The following is an 18,206-nucleotide window of genomic DNA, read 5'->3' as shown; positions in this document are numbered from 1 at the left end:
CGTGGGAGGTGGCGGCGAAGGGCGTTAGAGTGCGCTGCTGTGGCAGATGACTTCGACCCGGTTGCCCACAATCGCGTCGCCTGGGACGGCCTGGTCGACAACGACAACGAATGGTCCCGGCCGGTCGGCCCGGACGTCATCGCGCGGGCGCGCGCCGGCGACTGGTCCGTGGTCCTCATCGGCCACGAACCGACGCCGCGCGACTGGCTTCCTGCCGACATGCGCGGTGTCCGGGTGCTCTGCCTGGCGTCCGGCGGTGGCCAGCAGGGACCGATCCTGGCGGCGGCCGGCGCCTCCGTGACCGTCTTCGACAACTCGCCCAAGCAGCTGGCGCGCGATGACGAGGTGGCTGCCCGTGAGGGTCTGGTGCTGCGTACCGTGCTCGGCGACATGCGCGACCTCACTGCCTTCGACGACGCTGAGTTCGACGTCATCGTGAACCCGGTGTCGAACCTGTTCTGCCCTGATCTGACGCCGGTCTGGAACGAGGCGTTCCGGGTGCTGCGTCCTGGCGGGACGCTCCTGGCCGGATTCATGAACCCGGACGTCTACATCTTCGACGAGCTGGCGCTCGACCGGCAGGAGCTGGTCGTACGCCACCGGCTTCCCTTCAGCTCGCTCGACCTCTCCGAGTCCGATCGCATGCAGGCGTATGGAGACGGGCCGATCGAGTACAGCCACTCGCTGACGGCGCAGATCGGCGGGCAGCTGGCTGCCGGCTTCAACCTGACCCACCTCACCGAGGCGCCGCATCACGTGGACGCCACGGCGCAGCACCTGTCGGCCTACATCGCCACCCGCGCGGTCAAGCGCTAGTCACTCCGGCCGCTCGAACGCCTCCGCTGTCTCCCGCAGCACCTCGCGGGCGGGAGACAGCAGCACGGCGTCGCGGGTGTCGGAAGCGGTGGCCTTGACGTAGATCCCGGTGGTCTTGAGATCTTCGTGACCGAGCAGCCCCTGGACCGCCGGCACCGGTACGCCGGAACGGATCAGCCCCTTCGCAGCGCTGTGTCGAAACGCGTGCGCGGCTTCGCCGGGCTGCTTCGGGACGCCCGCGAGGCGGATCCACGTCTCCACCAGATGGTTGAGCGCACCGGGACGCAGCTGTTTGCCGGACGTCAGCACGAACAGGCTGTCGGCTGGGTCGCGAGCACCGAACCGAGCCTCGAGCTCGGCCAGATAGAGGTCGACGGCGTCCACGGCCTCGGGAGGCAACGGCAGGTTGCGCTGCTTGTCGCCCTTCCCGATGACCCGCACCAGCGTCTCGCCGTCGGGCTCGCGCCGGATGGAGCCGACGGTCAGTCCGCACAGCTCGGCGGCCCGTACGCCGGTGGTGACCAGCACTGCGAAGATCGCCCGGTCACGGGCCGGCCAGCGGCGCCGGTCGGTGCCTTCGCGCGGCGTCGAGGCGACCCGTGCCAGCCGGCGGAGCTCGTCGACGCTCCAGCCCGCGGGCAGACGGCTGGGCCGCTCGGGTGCCTCGATGCGCAGCGTGGGATCGACGAGCAGGTGGCCTTCGAGCTGCAGCCAGTGCGTGAAGAGCCGCAGCGTGCCGACCCGGCGCTGGCAGGTCGCCGCGGCCGAGTTCTCGCGCAGAGACCTGTAGGCGATGCGTACGTTCTGGTCGGTCAGCGCCGAGATCGGGACCAGCGCCAGCACGTCGGCGTCAGGCTCGCCGCCGGCGTCGACGTGCAGCTGCCGGGCCCAGGCGGCGATGTCCTGTCGATAGGCGTTGCGCGACTTGTCGTTGAGCCCGCGCCGAGTGAGCGTCGCCCGGTCGGTCAGGAAGTCCTCCACCACGTCGCCGAACATCACACCATCGTCAGGTACGCTCACATCCCCCGATATTACACTCTTTTCGAACATTTCTGCGATAGGGGGTACTATCGCGGATCTCGGCCGAGATGGCAGACTCCAGCCGTGCCCGACACCGCTGTGACTCACCACACCGAGAACGTCAACGGGATCGACCTGCACTGGGTGGAGTCAGGGCCGGCAGACGGCCGGCTCGTGATCCTGGTGCACGGGTTCCCGGAGTCCTGGTACTCGTGGCGGCACCAGATCGCCGCGCTCGCCGACGCGGGCTACCGGGCGGTCGCGATCGACGTGCGTGGATACGGCGGTTCGTCGAAACCGAGTGTCATCGAGGACTACCGGATGCTGCGCCACGTCGGCGACAACGTCGGCTTGGTGCATGCTCTGGGTGCGGAGACAGCCACCATCGTCGGACACGACTGGGGCGCTCCCATCGCCTGGACATCGGCGCAGCTACGGCCGGACGTCTTCACCGCTGTGGCGGGTCTGTCGGTGCCGTTCAGTCCCTCCGGCCGACGTCGGCCGACGGAGGCGATGGCCCAGGCCGGCGGTGACGACGAAGACTTCTACATCTCCTACTTCCAGGCTCCGGGTGTCGTCGAGGCCGAGATCCTGCCCGACGTACGCCGCTGGCTGCTGGGCATCTACTACTCGATCTCGGGTGACGGCGTGCTCGCCGCCAGTCGAGGTCCGCGCGGGGCGCTCGGGCTGGTGCCACGTGGCGAGCGGCTCTGTGACCAGTTCGTCTACCCCGTCGAGATGCCCGAGTGGCTGACCGAGGCTGATCTGGACTTCTACGCAGGTGAGTTCGCCGACTCCGACTTCTTCGGTGCGCTCGCGCGCTACCGCAACATCGATCGCGACTGGGAGGATCTCGCGGCCTTCAGTGACGTGCCGATCACCGTGCCGTCGCTCTTCGTCGCCGGCGAGTACGACGGTCCCGCGATCACCGGTCGACGTCAGATCGAACGCTTCGACACGACCCTGCCCGGACTCACGCGGTCGGTGGTGCTCCCCCGATGTGGGCACTGGGTCCAGCAGGAGCGCCCCGAGGAGACCAACCAGCTCCTGCTCGAGTTCCTCACCTCGGCTTCCCGGCACAGCTGATGCAGGTGCGGGCGACCGGGCGCGCTTCGAGCCGTCCCTCGGCGATCGGCCGGCCGCAGTCCTCGCAGATCCCGTAGGTGCTCACGCTCAGGCGCTCCATGGCCGCCTCGATCTCGGCGAGATGCTCTCGGGCCTGACGTACGAGTGCTTGGACCTGGGACCGCTCGAAGGCGATCGTCGCTCCCTCCGGATCGTGCTCGTCGTCGGCGTTGGTGTCGCGCGAGGCCGCGACGACCGCGTCGAAGTCGGCGCTCAGGTCTGCCAGGCGCGCGAGCGTCTGCCGGCGCTCCGCCTCGAGCCGTACGCGAGCCTGTTCCATGAGGAAGCTCAGGCGAGCGAGCCGACGAGCAGAGCGACCACGGCGAGCAGCGGGACGACTCCCTGCTTGAGAGCCGCGCTGCGCTTGTCGGGCGAGGAGACGAACAGCACCGCCGCGGCAGCTGCCATCGATCCGGCGCCGGCGAAGACCAGCGCCGCACCGGCAGCCGTGGAGCCGCCGGCGACGAGGGCGATGCCGACCGCCGTGACGATCGCCAGGAACAGGTTGTAGAAGCCCTGGTTGTAGGCCAGCTCCTTGGTCGCCTCAGCCTCCTCCGCACTTGTGCCGAACACCACACGCGTCTTCGCGCTCGTCCAGGTCAGCGACTCCATCACGAAGATGTAGACGTGCACCAACGCAGCCAGTCCGGCGAGCACCAACGCCACAACGACCATCATGGGCAGAGACTAACCGGCTCGGAAGCGCTTGACCGACTCCCTCCCCGAGACGGCTCCGCAGTGGCCCGGTAGGTCAGAAGCGCACCGGGAACAGCTCGGTCCGGGCGACGGCGGCGTCGCGATCGGCTGCCAGCGACGTACGCCGTTCATCGTTCAGATAGCCGTCGAGCGAGGACTGGCGCGGGAACCGGAAGAGCTGGACCTCGTCCGGCTGGCCGGGTGTGTCGGCGAGCGCCCGTTGGACCACCTCTCCCCCGTGCTCCTGGATCAGCTGGAGGACGCGCTCCTCATAGGCATGCAGGGCTTCGGCCTTTCCTTCGTGCGCCCACAGCAGGCAGCACAGCAGGATCGGGCCTTCAGGTGAACGTGCCGTCATCGTTGCTCAGCACTCCTCTCGGTCGAAGAACGGGGTCCGCCCGCTTGCACCAGTCGATTGAGCACCGCCCGCAGAGGCGGCCATCGGTCACGGCCGCGGCGGGTCACGGCGAAGGCGCGCAGGCGCACCGTGGGGTCGGTCAACGGCCGCACGGCGACGCCGCGGCGGGAGGTGCGTCCGCGCGGCAACAGCGCGAGTCCGTGCCCGGCGAGGATGAGGTCGTCCACGAGCTCGAGCGCGTCGACCCGGTGAATGATCCGAGGGGTCAATCCCGCCATCGATGCGAGCGTACGCAGCACCTCCTCGTCGGCGGTGTGGCGCGAGTTCACGATCCAGTCCCGGCCGTCGAAGGTGGCACTCCCCCGGCTCGACGCCTGGACGCGCCCGTGGAGATCCGTCCGCCTCAGACTTCACAGGTTCCGTAGGTGCGCTCCTCGGCCAGGATCATCCCTCTCCTCGGTTCATCGGGTGGTCCGGTCCGGGGCCGTCGGGATGGGCGAGGTCGTAGGCGGCCGAGACCTTCTTCGGTACGCAGAGGCGCCAGGCGTCCACGACGAACTCGCACGCCTCGATCGGGTCGAGCTCACTCAGGGAAGACTCGACCCAGTTGAACCGCATCTCCGACTCCCGGGGCAGGTGGAACTTCTCGGGCGCGCCGGCGACCAGTGCGGCACGCTCCTCCTTCGGGAAGCCGAAACCCATCTCGGTCCCGTCCAGGGAGAACGCGACGTAGACGATCGAGCCGACCCGGAACTTCAGTCGGCCGCGTACGAAGACCTCGTAAGACCTCTCGAGGCCGGAGCCGAGCCACCGGACATCTTCCACGGTTGCCATGCTCTGGAGCGTACCCACGTCTCCGTGGCGGTGGCGTCCGTTACGGATCAGTTAAATCCCTCCGGCCACGGATAAATCTGCGCACGTTACATTCCCGTGCAACAAAATTTGGTGTTGAGTCAGCGTTCGAAATCCGGGCCCCAGACCCCGTGGGCCCGGACTGAGTGAGAGGACCCTCATCACATGACGTTGAACCGTTCAGCTCGCATCGCAGCCGCGGCGATCAGCCTGGCGCTCGGTGCCGCCTCGGTGGCCATGACCGCGGTCCCGGCAGCGGCGTGGGCACCGCAGGATTCGAAGGCCGCCTGCCTCGAACCGGTTGGCCACGACGAGGCCGATGCTGCCCGCGGTGGCTCCGGAGGGGACCATCGCGACATCACCGCCGCGGAGCAGAAGCGGATCGAGGCCCGCACGGCGGCGATCCTGGCCAAGAAGGGCAACAGCAGCGGGCGCACCGCGGCCACCGTTCCCGTCTACGTCCACAAGATGCTCGGCACGGACGGCTCCGGCGACGTGACCCAAGCGCAGATCGACGCCCAGATCGCCGAGCTCAACCAGGACTTCGCCGGCCAGGAGCTGGCCGGCACGGCTGCGGACACCGGTTTCACGTTCACGCTCGCCGGCGTCGACACCTACTACAACAACCAGTGGCACAAGGACCGCCAGTCGACGACCTACCGCAGCCAGACCCGCCTGGGCGGCAAGAACGCGCTCAACATCTGGCTCGTCGACTTCGGTTACCTCGGCATCGCGACGTTCCCGTGGGACTACGCGCGCAACCCGAGCATCGACGGTATCCGCGTGCAGTACTCCTCGCTTCCTGGCGGCTCGGCCACCAACTACGACCAGGGCAAGACGGCGACCCACGAGGCCGGTCACTGGTTCGGGCTGTACCACACCTTCCAGGGTGGCTGCACCGCGACGAACGACGAGGTCGCGGACACCCCGGCTCAGGCCAGCTCGACCTCGGGCTGCCCTGCCGGCCGTGACTCCTGCAGCCTGCCGGGCCTCGACCCGATCCACAACTACATGGACTACAGCTACGACAGCTGCTACAACCAGTTCACCCCGGGTCAGAGCGCCCGGATGGACCAGATGTGGGCGGCCTATCGGGCCTGATCGCCGGACCTGATCATCACCGCTGCTCGCCTGGCGCGTCCACGACTCGCCGGGCGAGCAGCTGCCATGTCCGGAGCGTCATCATGTCCCCATGGTGACGAAGACGGATCTGAAGAAGACGCTCGATGGCTACCAGGCGCGGCGGGGCGAGTTCCGGGTCCTCGAGGTGCCGCCACTCCCCTACCTGATGGTCGACGGGCACGGTGATCCCAACGCCGCCCAGGAGTACGCGGACGCGCTCGCGGCGCTCTACCCGGTGGCGTACAAGCTGAAGTTCGCCAGCAAGAACGACGGTCGCGACTATGTGGTGCCGCCGCTGGAGGCGCTGTGGTGGGCTGAGGACATGGACGCGTTCACCCGGGCGCGGGACAAGTCGCAGTGGGACTGGACGGCCATGATCATGACCCCGGACTGGATCACCGGGTCGATGGTCGACGAGGCGATCAAGGCCGTCGCCGCCAAGGATCGCCCGGCCGGCCTGGACAAGGTCCGGTGGGAGACGCTCAGCGAGGGCACCTGCGTGCAGACCCTCCACATCGGGCCGTACGACGCCGAGGGGCCGGTCCTCGAGGAGATGCACGAGCGGTTCATCCCCGAGCACGGACTTCGGATGGCCGGGAAGCACCACGAGGTCTACTTGGGCGACCCGAGGCGGGTCGAGCCCGCCAAGCTGCGGACGATCCTCCGCCAGCCGGTTTCAGTGAACGAATGTTGACTGAAACTGTTGTCGGGGTGACTGGGCTCACATTACTCTTCAGTAACTCGGGACGAAGCGGTCCCGCCCACCGTGAGGAGAGTCCCACATGTCTCAGCACGCACCAAAGATGTTCGTGGCCACCGCACTGGCCGTCGCGGCGGTCGCTCTGACCGCACCTGCCGCAGCCGCCGACACCCGCACCACCGTCGTCTCCCGCGGAGTCGAGATCCCAGCGTTCTACAACCCGCCCGCGACGCTCCCAGAGGCCGACGGCGAGCTCGTCCGCACCGAGCCCCTCCGTCTCGGCGTCGGCCTCTCGATCCCCGGCATCGGGTCGCTGCCCGGGAACGCGACCCGGGTCATGTACAAGACGACCGACAACAACGGCGCTCCCGCCGCGGTGACCGGCGCCTACATCGAGCCGTTCGCCGCCTGGAGCGGTGCCGGCGACCGGCCGCTCGTGGTCGTCGCGCCCGGCACCATGGGCCAGGGCGACCAGTGCTCGGCCTCGCTCGGCCTGGAGCGTCCGATCTTCTTCAACGGCAGGACCGTCTCGGTGGGCTACGAGGACATCGGGATCTACCGCCTGCTGGCGCGCGGTGTCGCGGTCATGGTGACCGACTACGTCGGCCTGGGGGCCACCGACCGGCTCCACACCTACGTCGACCGCATCGACGGCGGCCACGCCGTCCTCGACGCGGCGCGCGCGGCCCTCCGCGTCCCGGACGCCTCGGTGACCAGTGACTCGCGGGTGGCGCTCTACGGCTACAGCCAAGGTGGCGGGGCGAGCGGTTCGGCCGCCGAGCTCGCCGCGGCGTACGCGCCCGAGGTCAACCTGGTCGGCGCCTACGTGGGCGCTCCCCCGGCGGATCTGCGGGAGACCGCCCTGGGCATCGACGGGTCGGCGTTGGTGGCCGCGCTCGGCTGGACCATCAACGGCCTGGCTCAGTCCAACCCGGAGCTGCGGCCGATCCTGGACGAGAACCTCAACGCGAAGGGGAAGGCCGCGCTCGCGGATCTGTCGACCGCGTGCGTCGGCGACGGCATCGTCCGCTACACGTTCCAGCGCAGCACCGGCTGGACCACGACCGGTGAGAGTCTCGACGACATCATCGAGCGCGAGCCCGCGGTGCAGGCGATCATGGCCGAGCAGAAGCTCGGGAACCTGGCTCCGCGGATTCCGGTACGTCTGGCCACAGGCACCCAGGACGACATCGTCCCGCACGAGCAGTCCCGTCAGCTCGCCGTCGACTGGTGCGCGCAGGGAGCGAAGGTGACCTACCAGGCGGTCGTGCTGCCCAACCTGGGCGACGGGCTGATCACCAACCACGTCACCCCGCTCCTGGTGGACCAGACCGCGGCGGTCAACTGGATCACCGACCGGGTCGGCGGCGCTGCGGCCGGATCCAACTGCGCGACGCTGCCGAGTCAGCCCTGAGCGGCGCGTAGCCTCACGGACAGGCAGGTGACGCAGCCTTCGAGCTTCTCGAACTCGGAGATGTCCACCGCCACGACCGAGTAGCCGCGCTCCTCGAACATCGCTCTGCTCAGCGGTGCCGAGGCAGCCATCAGCAGCGTGTTGTCGTCGAGGACGACCACATGGGAGCCCGACTCCTCCGGGACCGGCAGGAATCGGGCTCCCCACGCACCCGGGTCGTCGACGAGCGGCTCGTGGCCGATCACGGTGCCGTCGGGCAGCGCCGTCACGGCGGACTTGAGATGGAGCACCTTCGAGACCGGGACGGCCACGACCTCGGCGCCCAGCGGCCCGAGCAGCGCCCGGAGCCGGGCGATGCCCTCGGCGTTGGTGCGCCCGCCCTCCCCCACCCACACGGTGTCGCCGTGCTTGAGCACGTCGCCGCCGTCGAGCGTGCCGGGCTCCTGGATGTGGGCGATCCGGTATCCCCGCGCCCGGACGGCATCCTCGGCGGCGAGGATCTCCGGGCGCCGTTCCAGCGCCCCCGGCCGGCTGATCACGGCCACGTCGCCGAAGACGACCATGGTGTCCTCCACGAAGACCGAGTCCGGGCAGTCGTCGGCGGGATCGACCTCGTGGATGGTCCAGCCCGCGGAGCGCATCGCGGTGACGTACGCCTCCCACTGCTCGACGGCGAGGTCGACGTCGACCGGGCTCCGCTCGATGTGGGTGACGAGGCCGTCGGCGAGGCGGGGCGAGGGGCGGCGTACGAGAGCGTGCATGGCTGAAGTATCCCTACCCGATCCAGAACCGGAGCTCGTCGCCGAGCTGTTCGTCGAGCACTCCGCCGTTCTTCTCGATCACGCGGCGGGACGGCTCGTTGGCCGGATCACAGGTGAGCAGCGCACGGGAGATGCCGTGCTCGCGGGCCTTCTCGAGACCGAGCCCGAGCATGCGGGTCGCGTGGCCCTGACGCCGCCAGGGAGCGACGACGTGGTAGCCGATGTGGCCGCCGTCGACAGCCAGCTCGGGCGTCAGGCTGTGGCGGACGACCAAGGTGCCGAGATAGTGCTCGCCGGAGACGTACCAGTAGACCGTCGACATCACGTCCCAGCGCTCCTTGTCGTGGTCCCGGGCGGCGACGAACGCATCGAAGTCGTCGCTGGCCGGGCCGAGCCAGTCGGTGTCGGTGCCGCGCAGGAGGCAGTCGGCCTGTTCGCCGGTGAGGTAGGAGGTGCGTACGGCCGTCGTCGGACGGACCAGGCGAGGTGGTTCGGGCAGCGTGATCATCGCCGGTCAGGCAACCACATGGCGTGCCGCGAACGCACCAGGTTTTGATCGGGACGCGGGCTAGATTGAGGCCATGAGCGAGCATGAGGGACGCGAGATGTTCGAGCCGGAGTCGTGGGACGAGCGCTACGCCGGCGAGGAGAAGGTCTGGAGCGGCAATCCCAACCCTCAGCTCGTCGCGGAGATCTCCACGCTGCCGCCGGGCACGGCGCTCGATGTCGGCTGCGGCGAGGGCGGGGACGTCATCTGGCTGGCACAGCGGGGCTGGACGGTCACCGGCGCCGACTTCTCGGCGAACGGGCTCGCCCGGGCGAAGCGGCATGCCGAGGAGGCCGGGGTGGCGGAGCGTACGTCCTGGTGGCAGGTCGACGCCCGCGACTTCGACGCCGACGGACGCCGGTTCGACCTGGTCACCTGCCATTTCCTGCACACGCCCGACGGGAGCATGGTCGACGTTGCCGGGCGCCTGGCCACCGCGGTCGCGCCCGGCGGCCACCTCCTCGTCGTCGGCCACGCACCCTCGGAGGTCTTCGCGCGCCACAGCCATCACGACGCGATGTTCCTCGCCGCGGACCTGCTACCGGGCCTGCCCGACGGTTTCGAGCCGGTCGTCGTCGAGCAGCGCCCTCGCCTGACCATCCGCGACGGCGTCCCGGTCGAGATCGACGACTCGACGCTGCTCGCGCGACGCACGTCCTGAGTCAGTCGCGGACCATCCGCCGGTGAAGGCCGACGGGCTCGTCCTTGGCCTCCCCGTCGAACCGGAACCCCTGGCGTTCGTAGAACGCGGTCGCGCGCTGGTTGCCGTCGAGAACCCACAGGTGCGCCGGCGAGGACCCGATCGCCTTCTCGAGCAGCCGATGGCCGAGGCCGGTGCCGTATCTCTCCGCACGGACGTAGAGGGCGGAGAGCTCGAGCGGTGGCAGGCCGGGAACGGCCTCACGTGCCGGGCCGGCGCTCGCGAAGCCGAGCAGCCGCCCCGGCACCTCGTCCTCGGCGACCAGGGTTGCGATCGGCCCGGCCTCGAGGTTCGTCCGCCATCGCCCGATCCGCTCTGCCCGCTCGGAGCGGCGCTCCACGAAGATCGAGTCCGGCATCAGGCCGGCGTACGCCTCCTCCCATACGTCGAGGTGGAGGTCGGTCAACGCTTCGGCGTCATCGGCGACGGCGGCTCGGATCAGCATGCCGCGAGGATAAAGAGAACCTCAGTCGAGGCACCACTCGTTTCCCTCGGGGTCCTGCATGACGATGAAGCCGTGGCTCATCGGCGGGTCGGGCTCGAAGCGGCGTACGCGGGTCGCGCCGAGCGCGACCACCCGCTCGCACTCCGCCTCCAGCGCGGCCATCCGCTCCTCGCCCTCCAGGCCGGGGGCTGCCCGGACGTCGAGGTGGACTCGGTTCTTGGCGGTCTTCGACTCCGGGACCCGCTGGAAGAAGACGCGCGGCCCGGCGCCCTGGGGGTCTTCGATGGCCGAGGCGTTGTTGCGCTGGTCCTCCGGCACACCGACGCGCTCGAGGAACTCGTCCCAGGCGTCCAGCGGATCGCTGCCCTCGGGGACCTCGATCCCCGGAGGGCCGGGGTGGACGTAGCCGAGGACGTCGCGCCAGAACGTGGAGAGCGCGCGCGGGTCGTGCGCATCGAAGGTGACCTGGAAGGTCCGAGTCTCAGTTGCCATGGGTCAACCATGGCATCGAATCCGGACAGTCTGCGTCCGCTACCGCCGGTGAGCCGGAGCGCGCAGCCCGAGACCGCGGCGCTCCTCCATCCGCACCGCGACCATCGGGACCACGATCGCGGCCGCGACCACGTGGGTCAGGCACAGGAAACCCACGAAGGTCAGATCGAACTCGAAGATCGGCAGGACGTCGGGGACCAGGGAGAGCCCGGTGAGCACGATCATGGAGATCTGGAAGGTCGAGCGGGGCAGCTTGGCCACCCGGATCATCACCTCGGCGATGATGATCCCGATCAGCGAGCAGTAGATGGTGAGCATCGGGAACGCCGAGAGCGGTACGTCGCCGAGGCTGCTCCCGAAGTCGATCCCGGCGGCCTTGGCGACCACAGCCATCAGCGTGGTGGTGATGGCGGCGATGGCGGTGGCCACCAGCCCGCGCGGCCACACCGGTGCCGGCCGTTCCCGCACGGGCGTGATCTCGACCGCGGTGGTCCGCCTGTGCTCGGGAAGGTAGAGGGTCATGCTCGGATGCTCCTTGATTGATACTGCAATCAATTCACACTAAGCGCGACCCACTACCTCCACCGCATCCAGATGGCCGCAAGCGGGCGTGATTCGCACCACCCGTCAGGTCGGCGTCACGCCCCGACGTACGCCGCGAGGTGCTCGCCCGTCAACGTCGACTTCTTCGCGACGAGCTCAGCGGGCGTACCTTCGAAGACGACCAGACCACCGTCGTGGCCGGCACCGGGGCCGAGGTCGATGATCCAGTCGGCGTGAGCCATGACGGCCTGGTGGTGCTCGATCACGATGACCGACTTGCCGGCGTCGACCAGCTTGTCGAGCAGCGCGAGCAGGTTGTCGACGTCGGCCAGGTGGAGGCCGGTGGTCGGCTCGTCCAGGACGTACGTCCCACCCTTCTCCCCCAGGTGCATGGCGAGCTTGAGCCGCTGCCGCTCGCCGCCGGAGAGGGTGTTGAGCGGCTGGCCGAGCTTGAGGTAGCCGAGGCCGACGTCGGCCATCCTTTCGAGGATCTTGGCGGCGGCGGGCACCTTCGACTCGCCCTCGGAGAAGAAGTCGTGTGCCTTGGCGACCGACAGGTCGAGCACCTCGGCGATGTTGAGACCACCGAGACGGTATTCGAGCACCAGCGCCTGGAACCGCTTGCCGCCGCAGTCCTCGCAGGGCGAGGCGACGGTCTCCATGAACCCGAGCTCGGTGTAGATCATCCCGTTGCCCTTGCAGGTCGGGCAGGCGCCCTCGGAGTTGGCCGAGAAGAGCGCCGGCTTGACCCCGTTGGCCTTCGCGAACGCCTTGCGGATCGGCTCCAGAAGACCGGTGTAGGTGGCCGGGTTGCTCCGCCGAGACCCCTTGATCGCGCTCTGGTCGACGAACTCGACGTCCTCCGACGCCGGTATCGAGCCGTGGATCAGGGACGACTTCCCGGAACCCGCGACACCGGTGACGACGGTCAGCACCCCGAGCGGGATGTCGACGTCGACGTTGCGGAGGTTGTGCGAGGTCGCCCCGCGGATCTCCAGCTGCCCCTTCGGGGTGCGGACGGTCTCCTTCAGCGACGCCCGGTGACCGAGGTGGCGCCCGGTGAGCGTGTCGGCCTTCGCGAGGCCCTCGTAGGTGCCCTCGAAGCAGATCGTGCCGCCGTCGCTGCCCGCGCCCGGGCCGAGGTCGACGACGTGGTCGGCGATCGCGATCGTCTCGGGCTTGTGCTCGACGACCAGGACGGTGTTGCCCTTGTCGCGCAGGTCGAGGAGCAGCTTGTTCATCCGCTGGATGTCGTGCGGGTGCAGTCCGACGGTCGGCTCGTCGAAGACGTAGGTCACGTCGGTCAGCGCGGAGCCGAGGTGACGGACCATCTTCGTACGCTGCGCCTCACCGCCGCTCAGGGTGCCGGAGGGCCTGTCGAGGGAGAGATAGCCCAGACCGATCTCGACGAACGAGTCGAACAGGTGCAGCAGCCCGGCCACCAGCGGCGCGACGCCCGGATCGTCGATGGTCCGCAGCCACTCCGCGGCGTCGGTGACCTGCATCGCACAGACGTCGGCGATCGACTTGCCGCGGATCTTCGAGGACAGCGCCGACTCGTTGAGCCGGGTGCCGCCGCAGGCCGGGCAGGGCTTGAAGACCGCCGCCGCCTCGACGAACTTCTTGATGTGCGGCTGCAGCGCCTCGACGTCCTTGCTGAACATCGACTTGCGGATCTTCGGGATCAGGCCCTCGTAGGTCGCGTTGATGCCCTCGAGCTTGATCTTGCGCGGCTCGGCGTAGAGCAGGTCGTGGCGCTGCTCCTCGGTGAGGTCCTTGATCGGCACGTCCTCGGGCACGACCACCTTGAACGCGGCCACCATCCACCCGTCGGCGGTGTAGCCCGGCACCAGGATCGCTCCGTCGACCAGCGACTTCGACTCGTCGATGATGACCGAGAGGTCGAGGTCGGAGATCGTGCCGCGGCCTTCGCACTCGGCGCACATGCCCCCGAGGTAGACCGCGTCCTTGACGATGGTCTTCTCGCCCTTGGGGCCGGTCATCACCCCGCTCGCGCGGGTGGTGGGGATGTTGAAGGAGAACGCGGTCGGGCCGCCGATGTAGGGATCGCCGAGCCGGCTGAAGAGCGAGCGCAGCATCGCGTGGGCGTCGGTGACCGTGCCCAGTGTGGAGCGCGGGTTGGCGCCGAGCCGTTCCTGATCGACCAGGATCGCGGTGGTGAGCCCCTCCATCGCGTCGACCTCGGGCCGCGGCAGGCTGGGCATGAAGCCCTGGATGAAGGTGGAGTAGGTCTCGTCGATCAGCCGCCGCGACTCCGCCGCGATCGTGCCGAAGACGAGGGACGACTTCCCCGATCCCGACACCCCGGTGAACACCGACAGTCGGCGCTTGGGGATCTCGACCGAGACGTTCTTGAGGTTGTTCTGCCGGGCGCCCTGGACGCGGATCAGATCGTGCGTGTCGGCATCGTGTGCGGCCGTGCTGGGGTGGCTCATGGCGGTCAGGCTAGCCGGAGGATTGAACCCGGGCGTGCACATTTCCCGGGCTCACTTGATCTGCTGGAGACGGACCATGTTGCCCGCCGGGTCGCGGAAGGAGCAGTCCCGCATCCCCCAGTCCTGGTCGGTCGGCTCCGACATGATCTCGCCACCGGCGGCGTCGATCCCGGCCTGGATCCTGTCGAAGGCGGCGTCGACGTCCGGGGAGGACAGCATGAGGCTGGCGAAGGTGCCCTTGGCCATCATCTCCAGGATGACCCGGCCCTCGTCCTCGGTGATGTTCGGGTCGGCGAGCGGCGGGTAGAGCACGACGCTCACGCTCGGCTGCGCGGGCGGCCCGATCGTGAGCCAGCGCATCGCTTCGTACCCGACGTCCTTCCTGACCTCGAAGCCCAGCAGGTCGCGGTAGAACCTGAGCGAGGCTTCGGGATCGGTGTGCGGGAGGTAGCTGTGGCAGATGTTGATGTCCATGGACCTCAACCTATGTAGAGGTCCGGCACCTTCGCTTCTCGATTTCTGACCGGTCTGGTGACCTGTTTCGAGACGCATGGAGGGATGCCGGCCCCGCCACTCGTCGCCTTGTCGCGGTAGACGCTCGGTGACATCCCGACGAGCTCGCTGAAGCGGGTCGAGAACGTTCCCAACGATCCGAAGCCGACCGCGAAGCAGATGTCGGTGACACTGAGGTCGCCACGCCGCAGCAGGGTCATCGCGCGCTCCACGCGCCGGGTCATCAGGTAGGAGTAGGGAGGCTCGCCGTAGGCCTTGCGGAACTCTCGGCTCAGGTGCCCGGCCGACATGTGCACGCCGCGGGCCAGCGCCTCCACGTCCAGGGGCTGTGCGTACTCCCGGTCGATCCGGTCCTTGACCTTCCGCAGCAGCTTCAGGTCACGAAGCCGCTGCTCCTGGTCGGGCTTGCTGGTCACCCTCCGATCCTCCCATTTTGATGAATCTGCCGCGTGTCGAAGTAAAGATGTCGAAATCGCGCGCGCACACTCGTGGAGTAGGTGAAGGCACAACACGCGGATAGGAGAAAGTCATGTGGGACACGGTTCAGAACCCCGAGAGCACCAACGTACGCAGCTTCCCGATGTCGCACTTCCTGCCGTGCCCGCGGTGCGGACACGAGGTGCACACCTACCTCGCCTGCAGTGACACCTGCCCCTGCGCGCCGGTCGTGATGCCGGGCAGCATCCCGCTGGCCGCCTAGATCTTCAGCCCCGACTCGATCGCGAAGACGACAAGTTGGGCGCGGTCGCGGGCGTGCAGCTTCACCATCGCGCGCGAGACATGCGTGCGGACGGTGTCCGGGCTGACCACGAGCTCGGCGGCGATCTCGGCGTTGGAGCGGCCCGTGGCGACCCAGGCGACCATCTCTCGCTCACGCTCGGTGAGGTCGCCCAGACGCGGATGCGGTTTGGCGGCCCGCCGGGACGACCCGAACTCCTCGATCACCCGCTTGGTCACGGTCGGGGCGAGCAGCGAGCCACCGTCGGCCACGACTCGGATGGCATCCAGCAGTGCAACAGGCTCGGCGTCCTTGAGCAGGAATCCGCTCGCTCCCAGTCGAAGCGCCTCGAAGACGTACTCGTCGAGCTCGAAGGTCGTCAGCATCACCACACGTACGTCCTTCAACGAGGCGTCGCGGGTGACCTGCTCGAGCATCCCGAGGCCGTCGAGAACCGGCATCCTGATGTCGCTGAGCACGACGTCGGGATGGGTGCGGCGCAGCATCGGCAGCGCCGCGCTGCCGTCGGAGGCCTCGCCGACGACCTCGAGATCGGGCTCGGCGCCGATCATCGTCGCCAGGCCCATCCGGACCAGGGGCTGGTCATCGACCAGAGCAACCCTGATCACCTGATCAGCACTGCTCATGCCAGCCCCTCCGCGCCACCCGCCGAGGACCCAGAAAGCGGGATGGAAGCCCGCAGCCGGAAGCCCCGTACCTCCGGCCCCGCCTCTAGGGTGCCTCCAAGAGCCTCCACGCGCGACCTCATTCCCACAATTCCCATCCCAGAGCGGCTTTCTTTGCTCACCATGTCCGATCCCCGCCCGTCGTCGCGGACGGTCACGACCATCTCGGCCTCCGAGGTCGCGAGGACCGAGACGTCCGCCCGGGACGCTCCGGCGTGCCGCAGCACGTTGGTGAGCCCCTCCTGCACCACGGCGTACGCAGCCCGCTCGGCATCGGCGGGCGCCGCGCTCACCTCGAGACGGAGAGAGACGTCCAGACCCCCGGTGCGCACCCGCTCGACCAGAGCGGGCAGGTCGGCGAGCCCGTGCTCCGGAGCTCGTGGCGCGGGCGCGGTTCCGGGCGCGGTTCCGGGCTCCGTGTCGGTCAGCCGGGCCAGCTGCCGGCGGAGAAGGTCGAGCGACTCCTTGCTCTCGGCGCGGATGGCCTCCAGGTTGCGTCGGGCCGCCTCGGGGTCGCGGTCGAGAACGTGCAGCGCGGCGCCCGCCTGCATCGCGATGACGGCCAGTCCGTGGCCGACGCCGTCGTGCAGGTCGGCGGCCATCCGCACCCGCTCGTCGCTGACCGCCCGGCGCTGACGCTGGGCCCGGGCCTCGTTGCGGGCGCGCAGCGCGGCCGCAACCGCGCCGCAGGCGGCGATCAGCGCGACCTGTCCGAAAGCCTGCCACTGGGACAGGTCACCCTCCGGACCACCACCTGGACCCCACGGCCCTCGGCCGCCGTCGAACCGCGGGCTCTCGGTCGGGTTCAGCATGATGCCGGTGGCCACGAGGGCGGCTCCGACGACCGCCCAGGCCACCCACTTGCGTGGCGGCAGCGACAGCGCCGCCGCGAAGGTGACCACGGGCAGCGCCATGAAGATCGGCCCATCGGCGTAGCCGATGGTGAAGTACGTCCCCGCGCATACGCCGCTCGCCGCGACCGTCCACCCGGGCGGCTGCCGCAGCAGCACCGGAAGAACCGCGAGCAGGGCGAGGAGCGCCGGGAGCACGGCCGGCCCCCGGGTGTCGACCTGGGCGTTGCTGCCCAGCGAGCCGACGAACTCCACCACGACGATCAGCCACGGGAGCCAATGGCGACGGATCCGGGACATGGGGACACCGTAGTTCGAGCGGGGGCCCGGGACGTACGACACAGGCGGCCCGCCGCCTACGCAGATCTGCGTAACCCGGAGCCTCCGCCGCGCCGATGCCCGCGTCGACCCGGTCACGAGAGCGTGAGAGGCATGAACGAACTCGTGGTTGAGACCGACGGGCTGACCAAGCGGTATGGCGACAGGCTCGCCGTCGACCGGGTCAGCATGACCGTCATGCGTGGCGAGGTGTACGGCTTCCTCGGCCCCAACGGGGCCGGCAAGACCACCACCTTGCGGATGATGCTCGGCCTGATCCGGCCCACCGCCGGATCGGCCAGCGTCCTGGGCCGGCCCGCCGGACGACCCGATGTCACCGCCCGGATCGGCGCCCTGATCGAGGGCCCCGGCTTCTACCCCTATCTGAGTGGTCGCGACAACCTGCGCACCATGGCGCGCTACCAGGGGCTGCCGAACACCGAGGTCGACCGGGTGCTGGAGACGGTCGACCTCGCCGACCGGGCGAAGGACGCCTTCAAGGGCTACTCGCTCGGGATGAAGCAGCGCCTCGGCGTCGCCGCCGCGATGCTCGGCTCCCCCGATCTGCTCGTGCTCGACGAGCCCACCAACGGGCTCGACCCGGCCGGCATGGCGGACATGCGGGCCCTGGTCGTCGCGCTCGCCGAGGCCGGCCAGACCGTGATCCTCTCCAGCCACATCCTCGCCGAGGTGCAGGAGATCTGCGACCGCGTCGGCGTCATCGACAACGGGCGGCTGCTGCGTGAGTCGACCGTCGCCGACCTGCGTGGCGGCGCAACCCTCCGCGTCCGGGCGACTCCCGAGGACGCAGCCTTGGCAGCTCTCATGCGGATCGCGGGCGACGCGGGCGTACGCCGCGTCGGCAACCAGACGCTCGAGGTCGACCTGCCGGCCACGGCGGCCCCTGACGTCGTACGTCATCTCGTCGCCCTTGCCGTCGATGTCCACGAGGTCACCGCCGCGGAGCGTTCCCTGGAGGACGTCTTCTTCGAGATGACCGGCAACCGAACCATCTCCGGACAGGAGCTCGTGTCATGAACGCCATCGTGAACAGCACCCGAGCCGAGATGCTC

24 protein-coding genes are annotated in these 18,206 nt (G+C 69.1%); 8 read left to right on the top strand and 16 right to left on the bottom strand.

Annotated elements, in window-relative coordinates; genetic code table 11:
• The first annotated feature begins 39 nt into the window (after positions 1-39).
• Positions 40-816, top strand: coding sequence for a class I SAM-dependent methyltransferase (locus ACFVJS_RS08225; RefSeq protein WP_378878403.1), 777 nt, complete (start codon positions 40-42; stop codon positions 814-816).
• Here ACFVJS_RS08225 and ACFVJS_RS08220 read toward each other — a convergent pair whose 3' ends face one another.
• Positions 817-1,836 (bottom strand): tyrosine-type recombinase/integrase, encoded by a 1,020-nt coding sequence (locus tag ACFVJS_RS08220; RefSeq protein WP_378878402.1) that lies wholly within the window; start codon positions 1,834-1,836, stop codon positions 817-819.
• Positions 1,837-1,920: 84 nt separating this feature from the next.
• Between ACFVJS_RS08220 and ACFVJS_RS08215 the strand changes: the two genes are divergently transcribed.
• A complete protein-coding gene (locus ACFVJS_RS08215) occupies positions 1,921-2,922 on the top strand; it encodes an alpha/beta fold hydrolase (RefSeq protein WP_378878401.1) in 1,002 nt (333 codons plus the stop codon).
• Here the strand turns inward: ACFVJS_RS08215 and ACFVJS_RS08210 are convergent.
• The 5 genes from ACFVJS_RS08210 to ACFVJS_RS08190 all read right to left on the bottom strand — a co-directional run bounded on the left by ACFVJS_RS08210 (position 2,897) and on the right by ACFVJS_RS08190 (position 4,849).
• Positions 2,897-3,241, bottom strand: a complete 345-nt coding sequence (locus ACFVJS_RS08210) for a TraR/DksA family transcriptional regulator (protein WP_378878400.1) — start codon at positions 3,239-3,241, stop codon at positions 2,897-2,899. The genes ACFVJS_RS08215 and ACFVJS_RS08210 overlap by 26 nt on opposite strands.
• An 8-nt stretch (positions 3,242-3,249) precedes the next feature.
• Positions 3,250-3,639, bottom strand: coding sequence for a DUF1304 domain-containing protein (locus tag ACFVJS_RS08205; RefSeq protein ID WP_378878399.1), 390 nt, complete (start codon positions 3,637-3,639; stop codon positions 3,250-3,252).
• A 73-nt stretch (positions 3,640-3,712) separates the two neighbouring features.
• Entirely contained in the window at positions 3,713-4,015 is a 303-nt protein-coding gene (locus ACFVJS_RS08200; RefSeq protein ID WP_378878398.1) for a hypothetical protein, read from the bottom strand.
• Positions 4,012-4,422, bottom strand: a complete 411-nt coding sequence (locus tag ACFVJS_RS08195; RefSeq protein ID WP_378878425.1) for a LysR substrate-binding domain-containing protein — start codon at positions 4,420-4,422, stop codon at positions 4,012-4,014. Before ACFVJS_RS08195 ends, ACFVJS_RS08200 begins: the two co-directional genes overlap by 4 nt.
• A 37-nt stretch (positions 4,423-4,459) precedes the next feature.
• Entirely contained in the window at positions 4,460-4,849 is a 390-nt protein-coding gene (locus tag ACFVJS_RS08190; RefSeq protein WP_378878397.1) for an MmcQ/YjbR family DNA-binding protein, read from the bottom strand.
• A 183-nt stretch (positions 4,850-5,032) separates the two neighbouring features.
• Between ACFVJS_RS08190 and ACFVJS_RS08185 the strand changes: the two genes are divergently transcribed.
• From ACFVJS_RS08185 to ACFVJS_RS08175, 3 genes are all read left to right on the top strand, one after another.
• Entirely contained in the window at positions 5,033-5,968 is a 936-nt protein-coding gene (locus ACFVJS_RS08185) for a zinc metalloprotease (protein WP_378878396.1), read from the top strand.
• Between the two features lie 91 nt (positions 5,969-6,059).
• Positions 6,060-6,683: a GyrI-like domain-containing protein gene (locus ACFVJS_RS08180; protein WP_378878395.1), complete on the top strand. Its 624-nt coding sequence runs from the start codon at positions 6,060-6,062 to the stop codon at positions 6,681-6,683.
• Between the two features lie 88 nt (positions 6,684-6,771).
• The gene (locus ACFVJS_RS08175) at positions 6,772-8,103 is read left to right on the top strand and encodes a lipase family protein (RefSeq protein WP_378878394.1); all 1,332 of its coding nucleotides are present in this window, start codon (positions 6,772-6,774) and stop codon (positions 8,101-8,103) included.
• Here ACFVJS_RS08175 and ddaH read toward each other — a convergent pair.
• Together ddaH and ACFVJS_RS08165 are read right to left on the bottom strand one after the other, a co-directional pair.
• Positions 8,094-8,864 (bottom strand): dimethylargininase, encoded by a 771-nt coding sequence (gene ddaH / locus ACFVJS_RS08170; protein WP_378878393.1) that lies wholly within the window; start codon positions 8,862-8,864, stop codon positions 8,094-8,096. The two genes, ACFVJS_RS08175 and ddaH, sit on opposite strands and share 10 nt — an antisense overlap.
• A gap of 13 nt (positions 8,865-8,877) precedes the next feature.
• On the bottom strand, positions 8,878-9,372 hold the full coding sequence (locus ACFVJS_RS08165; protein WP_378878392.1) for a GNAT family N-acetyltransferase: 495 nt from the start codon (positions 9,370-9,372) through the stop codon (positions 8,878-8,880).
• Between the two features lie 73 nt (positions 9,373-9,445).
• On the opposite strand from ACFVJS_RS08165, the gene ACFVJS_RS08160 reads away from it, so the two are divergent.
• Positions 9,446-10,072 carry a class I SAM-dependent methyltransferase gene (locus ACFVJS_RS08160; protein ID WP_378878391.1) on the top strand — a complete coding sequence of 209 codons (627 nt, stop codon included), beginning with the start codon at positions 9,446-9,448 and terminating at the stop codon, positions 10,070-10,072.
• A gap of 1 nt (position 10,073) precedes the next feature.
• Here the strand turns inward: ACFVJS_RS08160 and ACFVJS_RS08155 are convergent, their stop codons facing one another.
• From ACFVJS_RS08155 to ACFVJS_RS08130, 6 genes are all read right to left on the bottom strand, one after another.
• A complete protein-coding gene (locus ACFVJS_RS08155; RefSeq protein ID WP_378878390.1) occupies positions 10,074-10,556 on the bottom strand; it encodes a GNAT family N-acetyltransferase in 483 nt (160 codons plus the stop codon).
• A gap of 21 nt (positions 10,557-10,577) precedes the next feature.
• Positions 10,578-11,048: a VOC family protein gene (locus ACFVJS_RS08150; RefSeq protein WP_378878389.1), complete on the bottom strand. Its 471-nt coding sequence runs from the start codon at positions 11,046-11,048 to the stop codon at positions 10,578-10,580.
• Positions 11,049-11,087: 39 nt separating this feature from the next.
• Positions 11,088-11,570: a DUF6069 family protein gene (locus ACFVJS_RS08145; protein WP_378878388.1), complete on the bottom strand. Its 483-nt coding sequence runs from the start codon at positions 11,568-11,570 to the stop codon at positions 11,088-11,090.
• Between the two features lie 116 nt (positions 11,571-11,686).
• Positions 11,687-14,047 (bottom strand): ATP-binding cassette domain-containing protein, encoded by a 2,361-nt coding sequence (locus ACFVJS_RS08140; RefSeq protein WP_378878387.1) that lies wholly within the window; start codon positions 14,045-14,047, stop codon positions 11,687-11,689.
• 51 nt (positions 14,048-14,098) lie between these two features.
• Complete coding sequence (locus ACFVJS_RS08135; RefSeq protein ID WP_378878386.1) at positions 14,099-14,521, bottom strand: VOC family protein; 423 nt, start codon at positions 14,519-14,521, stop codon at positions 14,099-14,101.
• A gap of 5 nt (positions 14,522-14,526) precedes the next feature.
• Positions 14,527-14,976: a helix-turn-helix transcriptional regulator gene (locus tag ACFVJS_RS08130; protein ID WP_378878385.1), complete on the bottom strand. Its 450-nt coding sequence runs from the start codon at positions 14,974-14,976 to the stop codon at positions 14,527-14,529.
• A gap of 113 nt (positions 14,977-15,089) precedes the next feature.
• Here ACFVJS_RS08130 and ACFVJS_RS08125 point away from each other — a divergent pair, with 113 nt between their 5' ends.
• A complete protein-coding gene (locus tag ACFVJS_RS08125; RefSeq protein ID WP_378878384.1) occupies positions 15,090-15,260 on the top strand; it encodes a hypothetical protein in 171 nt (56 codons plus the stop codon).
• Here the strand turns inward: ACFVJS_RS08125 and ACFVJS_RS08120 are convergent.
• The gene (locus ACFVJS_RS08120; protein ID WP_378878383.1) at positions 15,257-15,925 is read right to left on the bottom strand and encodes a response regulator; all 669 of its coding nucleotides are present in this window, start codon (positions 15,923-15,925) and stop codon (positions 15,257-15,259) included. The two genes, ACFVJS_RS08125 and ACFVJS_RS08120, sit on opposite strands and share 4 nt — an antisense overlap.
• Complete coding sequence (locus ACFVJS_RS08115) at positions 15,922-17,115, bottom strand: sensor histidine kinase (protein ID WP_378878382.1); 1,194 nt, start codon at positions 17,113-17,115, stop codon at positions 15,922-15,924. The genes ACFVJS_RS08120 and ACFVJS_RS08115 overlap by 4 nt, the downstream gene beginning before the upstream one ends.
• Before the next feature lie 132 nt (positions 17,116-17,247).
• On the opposite strand from ACFVJS_RS08115, the gene ACFVJS_RS08110 reads away from it, so the two are divergent.
• A complete protein-coding gene (locus ACFVJS_RS08110) occupies positions 17,248-18,171 on the top strand; it encodes an ABC transporter ATP-binding protein (protein WP_378878381.1) in 924 nt (307 codons plus the stop codon).
• The last annotated feature ends 35 nt before the right edge of the window (positions 18,172-18,206 follow it).

Source organism: Nocardioides sp. NPDC057772 (assembly GCF_042798075.1).
GTDB lineage: Bacteria > Actinomycetota > Actinomycetes > Propionibacteriales > Nocardioidaceae > Nocardioides.
The sequence above is the reverse complement of the archived record's forward strand: the minus strand, read 5'-3'. Positions and strand labels throughout refer to the sequence as shown.

Bases quoted from the DNA above. Each gene is read 5' to 3' on its own strand.
- ACFVJS_RS08200 (WP_378878398.1), bottom strand. From the start codon at position 4,015: ATGACGGCACGTTCACCTGAAGGCCCGATCCTGCTGTGCTGCCTGCTG.
- ACFVJS_RS08135 (WP_378878386.1), bottom strand. From the start codon at position 14,521: ATGGACATCAACATCTGCCACAGCTACCTCCCGCACACCGATCCCGAA.
- ACFVJS_RS08185 (WP_378878396.1), top strand. From the start codon at position 5,033: ATGACGTTGAACCGTTCAGCTCGCATCGCAGCCGCGGCGATCAGCCTG.
- ACFVJS_RS08165 (WP_378878392.1), bottom strand. From the start codon at position 9,372: ATGATCACGCTGCCCGAACCACCTCGCCTGGTCCGTCCGACGACGGCC.
- ACFVJS_RS08120 (WP_378878383.1), bottom strand. From the start codon at position 15,925: ATGAGCAGTGCTGATCAGGTGATCAGGGTTGCTCTGGTCGATGACCAG.
- ACFVJS_RS08205 (WP_378878399.1), bottom strand. From the start codon at position 3,639: ATGATGGTCGTTGTGGCGTTGGTGCTCGCCGGACTGGCTGCGTTGGTG.
- ACFVJS_RS08140 (WP_378878387.1), bottom strand. From the start codon at position 14,047: ATGAGCCACCCCAGCACGGCCGCACACGATGCCGACACGCACGATCTG.
- ACFVJS_RS08180 (WP_378878395.1), top strand. From the start codon at position 6,060: ATGGTGACGAAGACGGATCTGAAGAAGACGCTCGATGGCTACCAGGCG.
- ACFVJS_RS08125 (WP_378878384.1), top strand. From the start codon at position 15,090: ATGTGGGACACGGTTCAGAACCCCGAGAGCACCAACGTACGCAGCTTC.
- ACFVJS_RS08150 (WP_378878389.1), bottom strand. From the start codon at position 11,048: ATGGCAACTGAGACTCGGACCTTCCAGGTCACCTTCGATGCGCACGAC.
- ACFVJS_RS08210 (WP_378878400.1), bottom strand. From the start codon at position 3,241: ATGGAACAGGCTCGCGTACGGCTCGAGGCGGAGCGCCGGCAGACGCTC.
- ACFVJS_RS08115 (WP_378878382.1), bottom strand. From the start codon at position 17,115: ATGTCCCGGATCCGTCGCCATTGGCTCCCGTGGCTGATCGTCGTGGTG.
- ACFVJS_RS08190 (WP_378878397.1), bottom strand. From the start codon at position 4,849: ATGGCAACCGTGGAAGATGTCCGGTGGCTCGGCTCCGGCCTCGAGAGG.
- ddaH (WP_378878393.1), bottom strand. From the start codon at position 8,864: ATGCACGCTCTCGTACGCCGCCCCTCGCCCCGCCTCGCCGACGGCCTC.
- ACFVJS_RS08155 (WP_378878390.1), bottom strand. From the start codon at position 10,556: ATGCTGATCCGAGCCGCCGTCGCCGATGACGCCGAAGCGTTGACCGAC.
- ACFVJS_RS08145 (WP_378878388.1), bottom strand. From the start codon at position 11,570: ATGACCCTCTACCTTCCCGAGCACAGGCGGACCACCGCGGTCGAGATC.
- ACFVJS_RS08110 (WP_378878381.1), top strand. From the start codon at position 17,248: ATGAACGAACTCGTGGTTGAGACCGACGGGCTGACCAAGCGGTATGGC.
- ACFVJS_RS08160 (WP_378878391.1), top strand. From the start codon at position 9,446: ATGAGCGAGCATGAGGGACGCGAGATGTTCGAGCCGGAGTCGTGGGAC.
- ACFVJS_RS08175 (WP_378878394.1), top strand. From the start codon at position 6,772: ATGTCTCAGCACGCACCAAAGATGTTCGTGGCCACCGCACTGGCCGTC.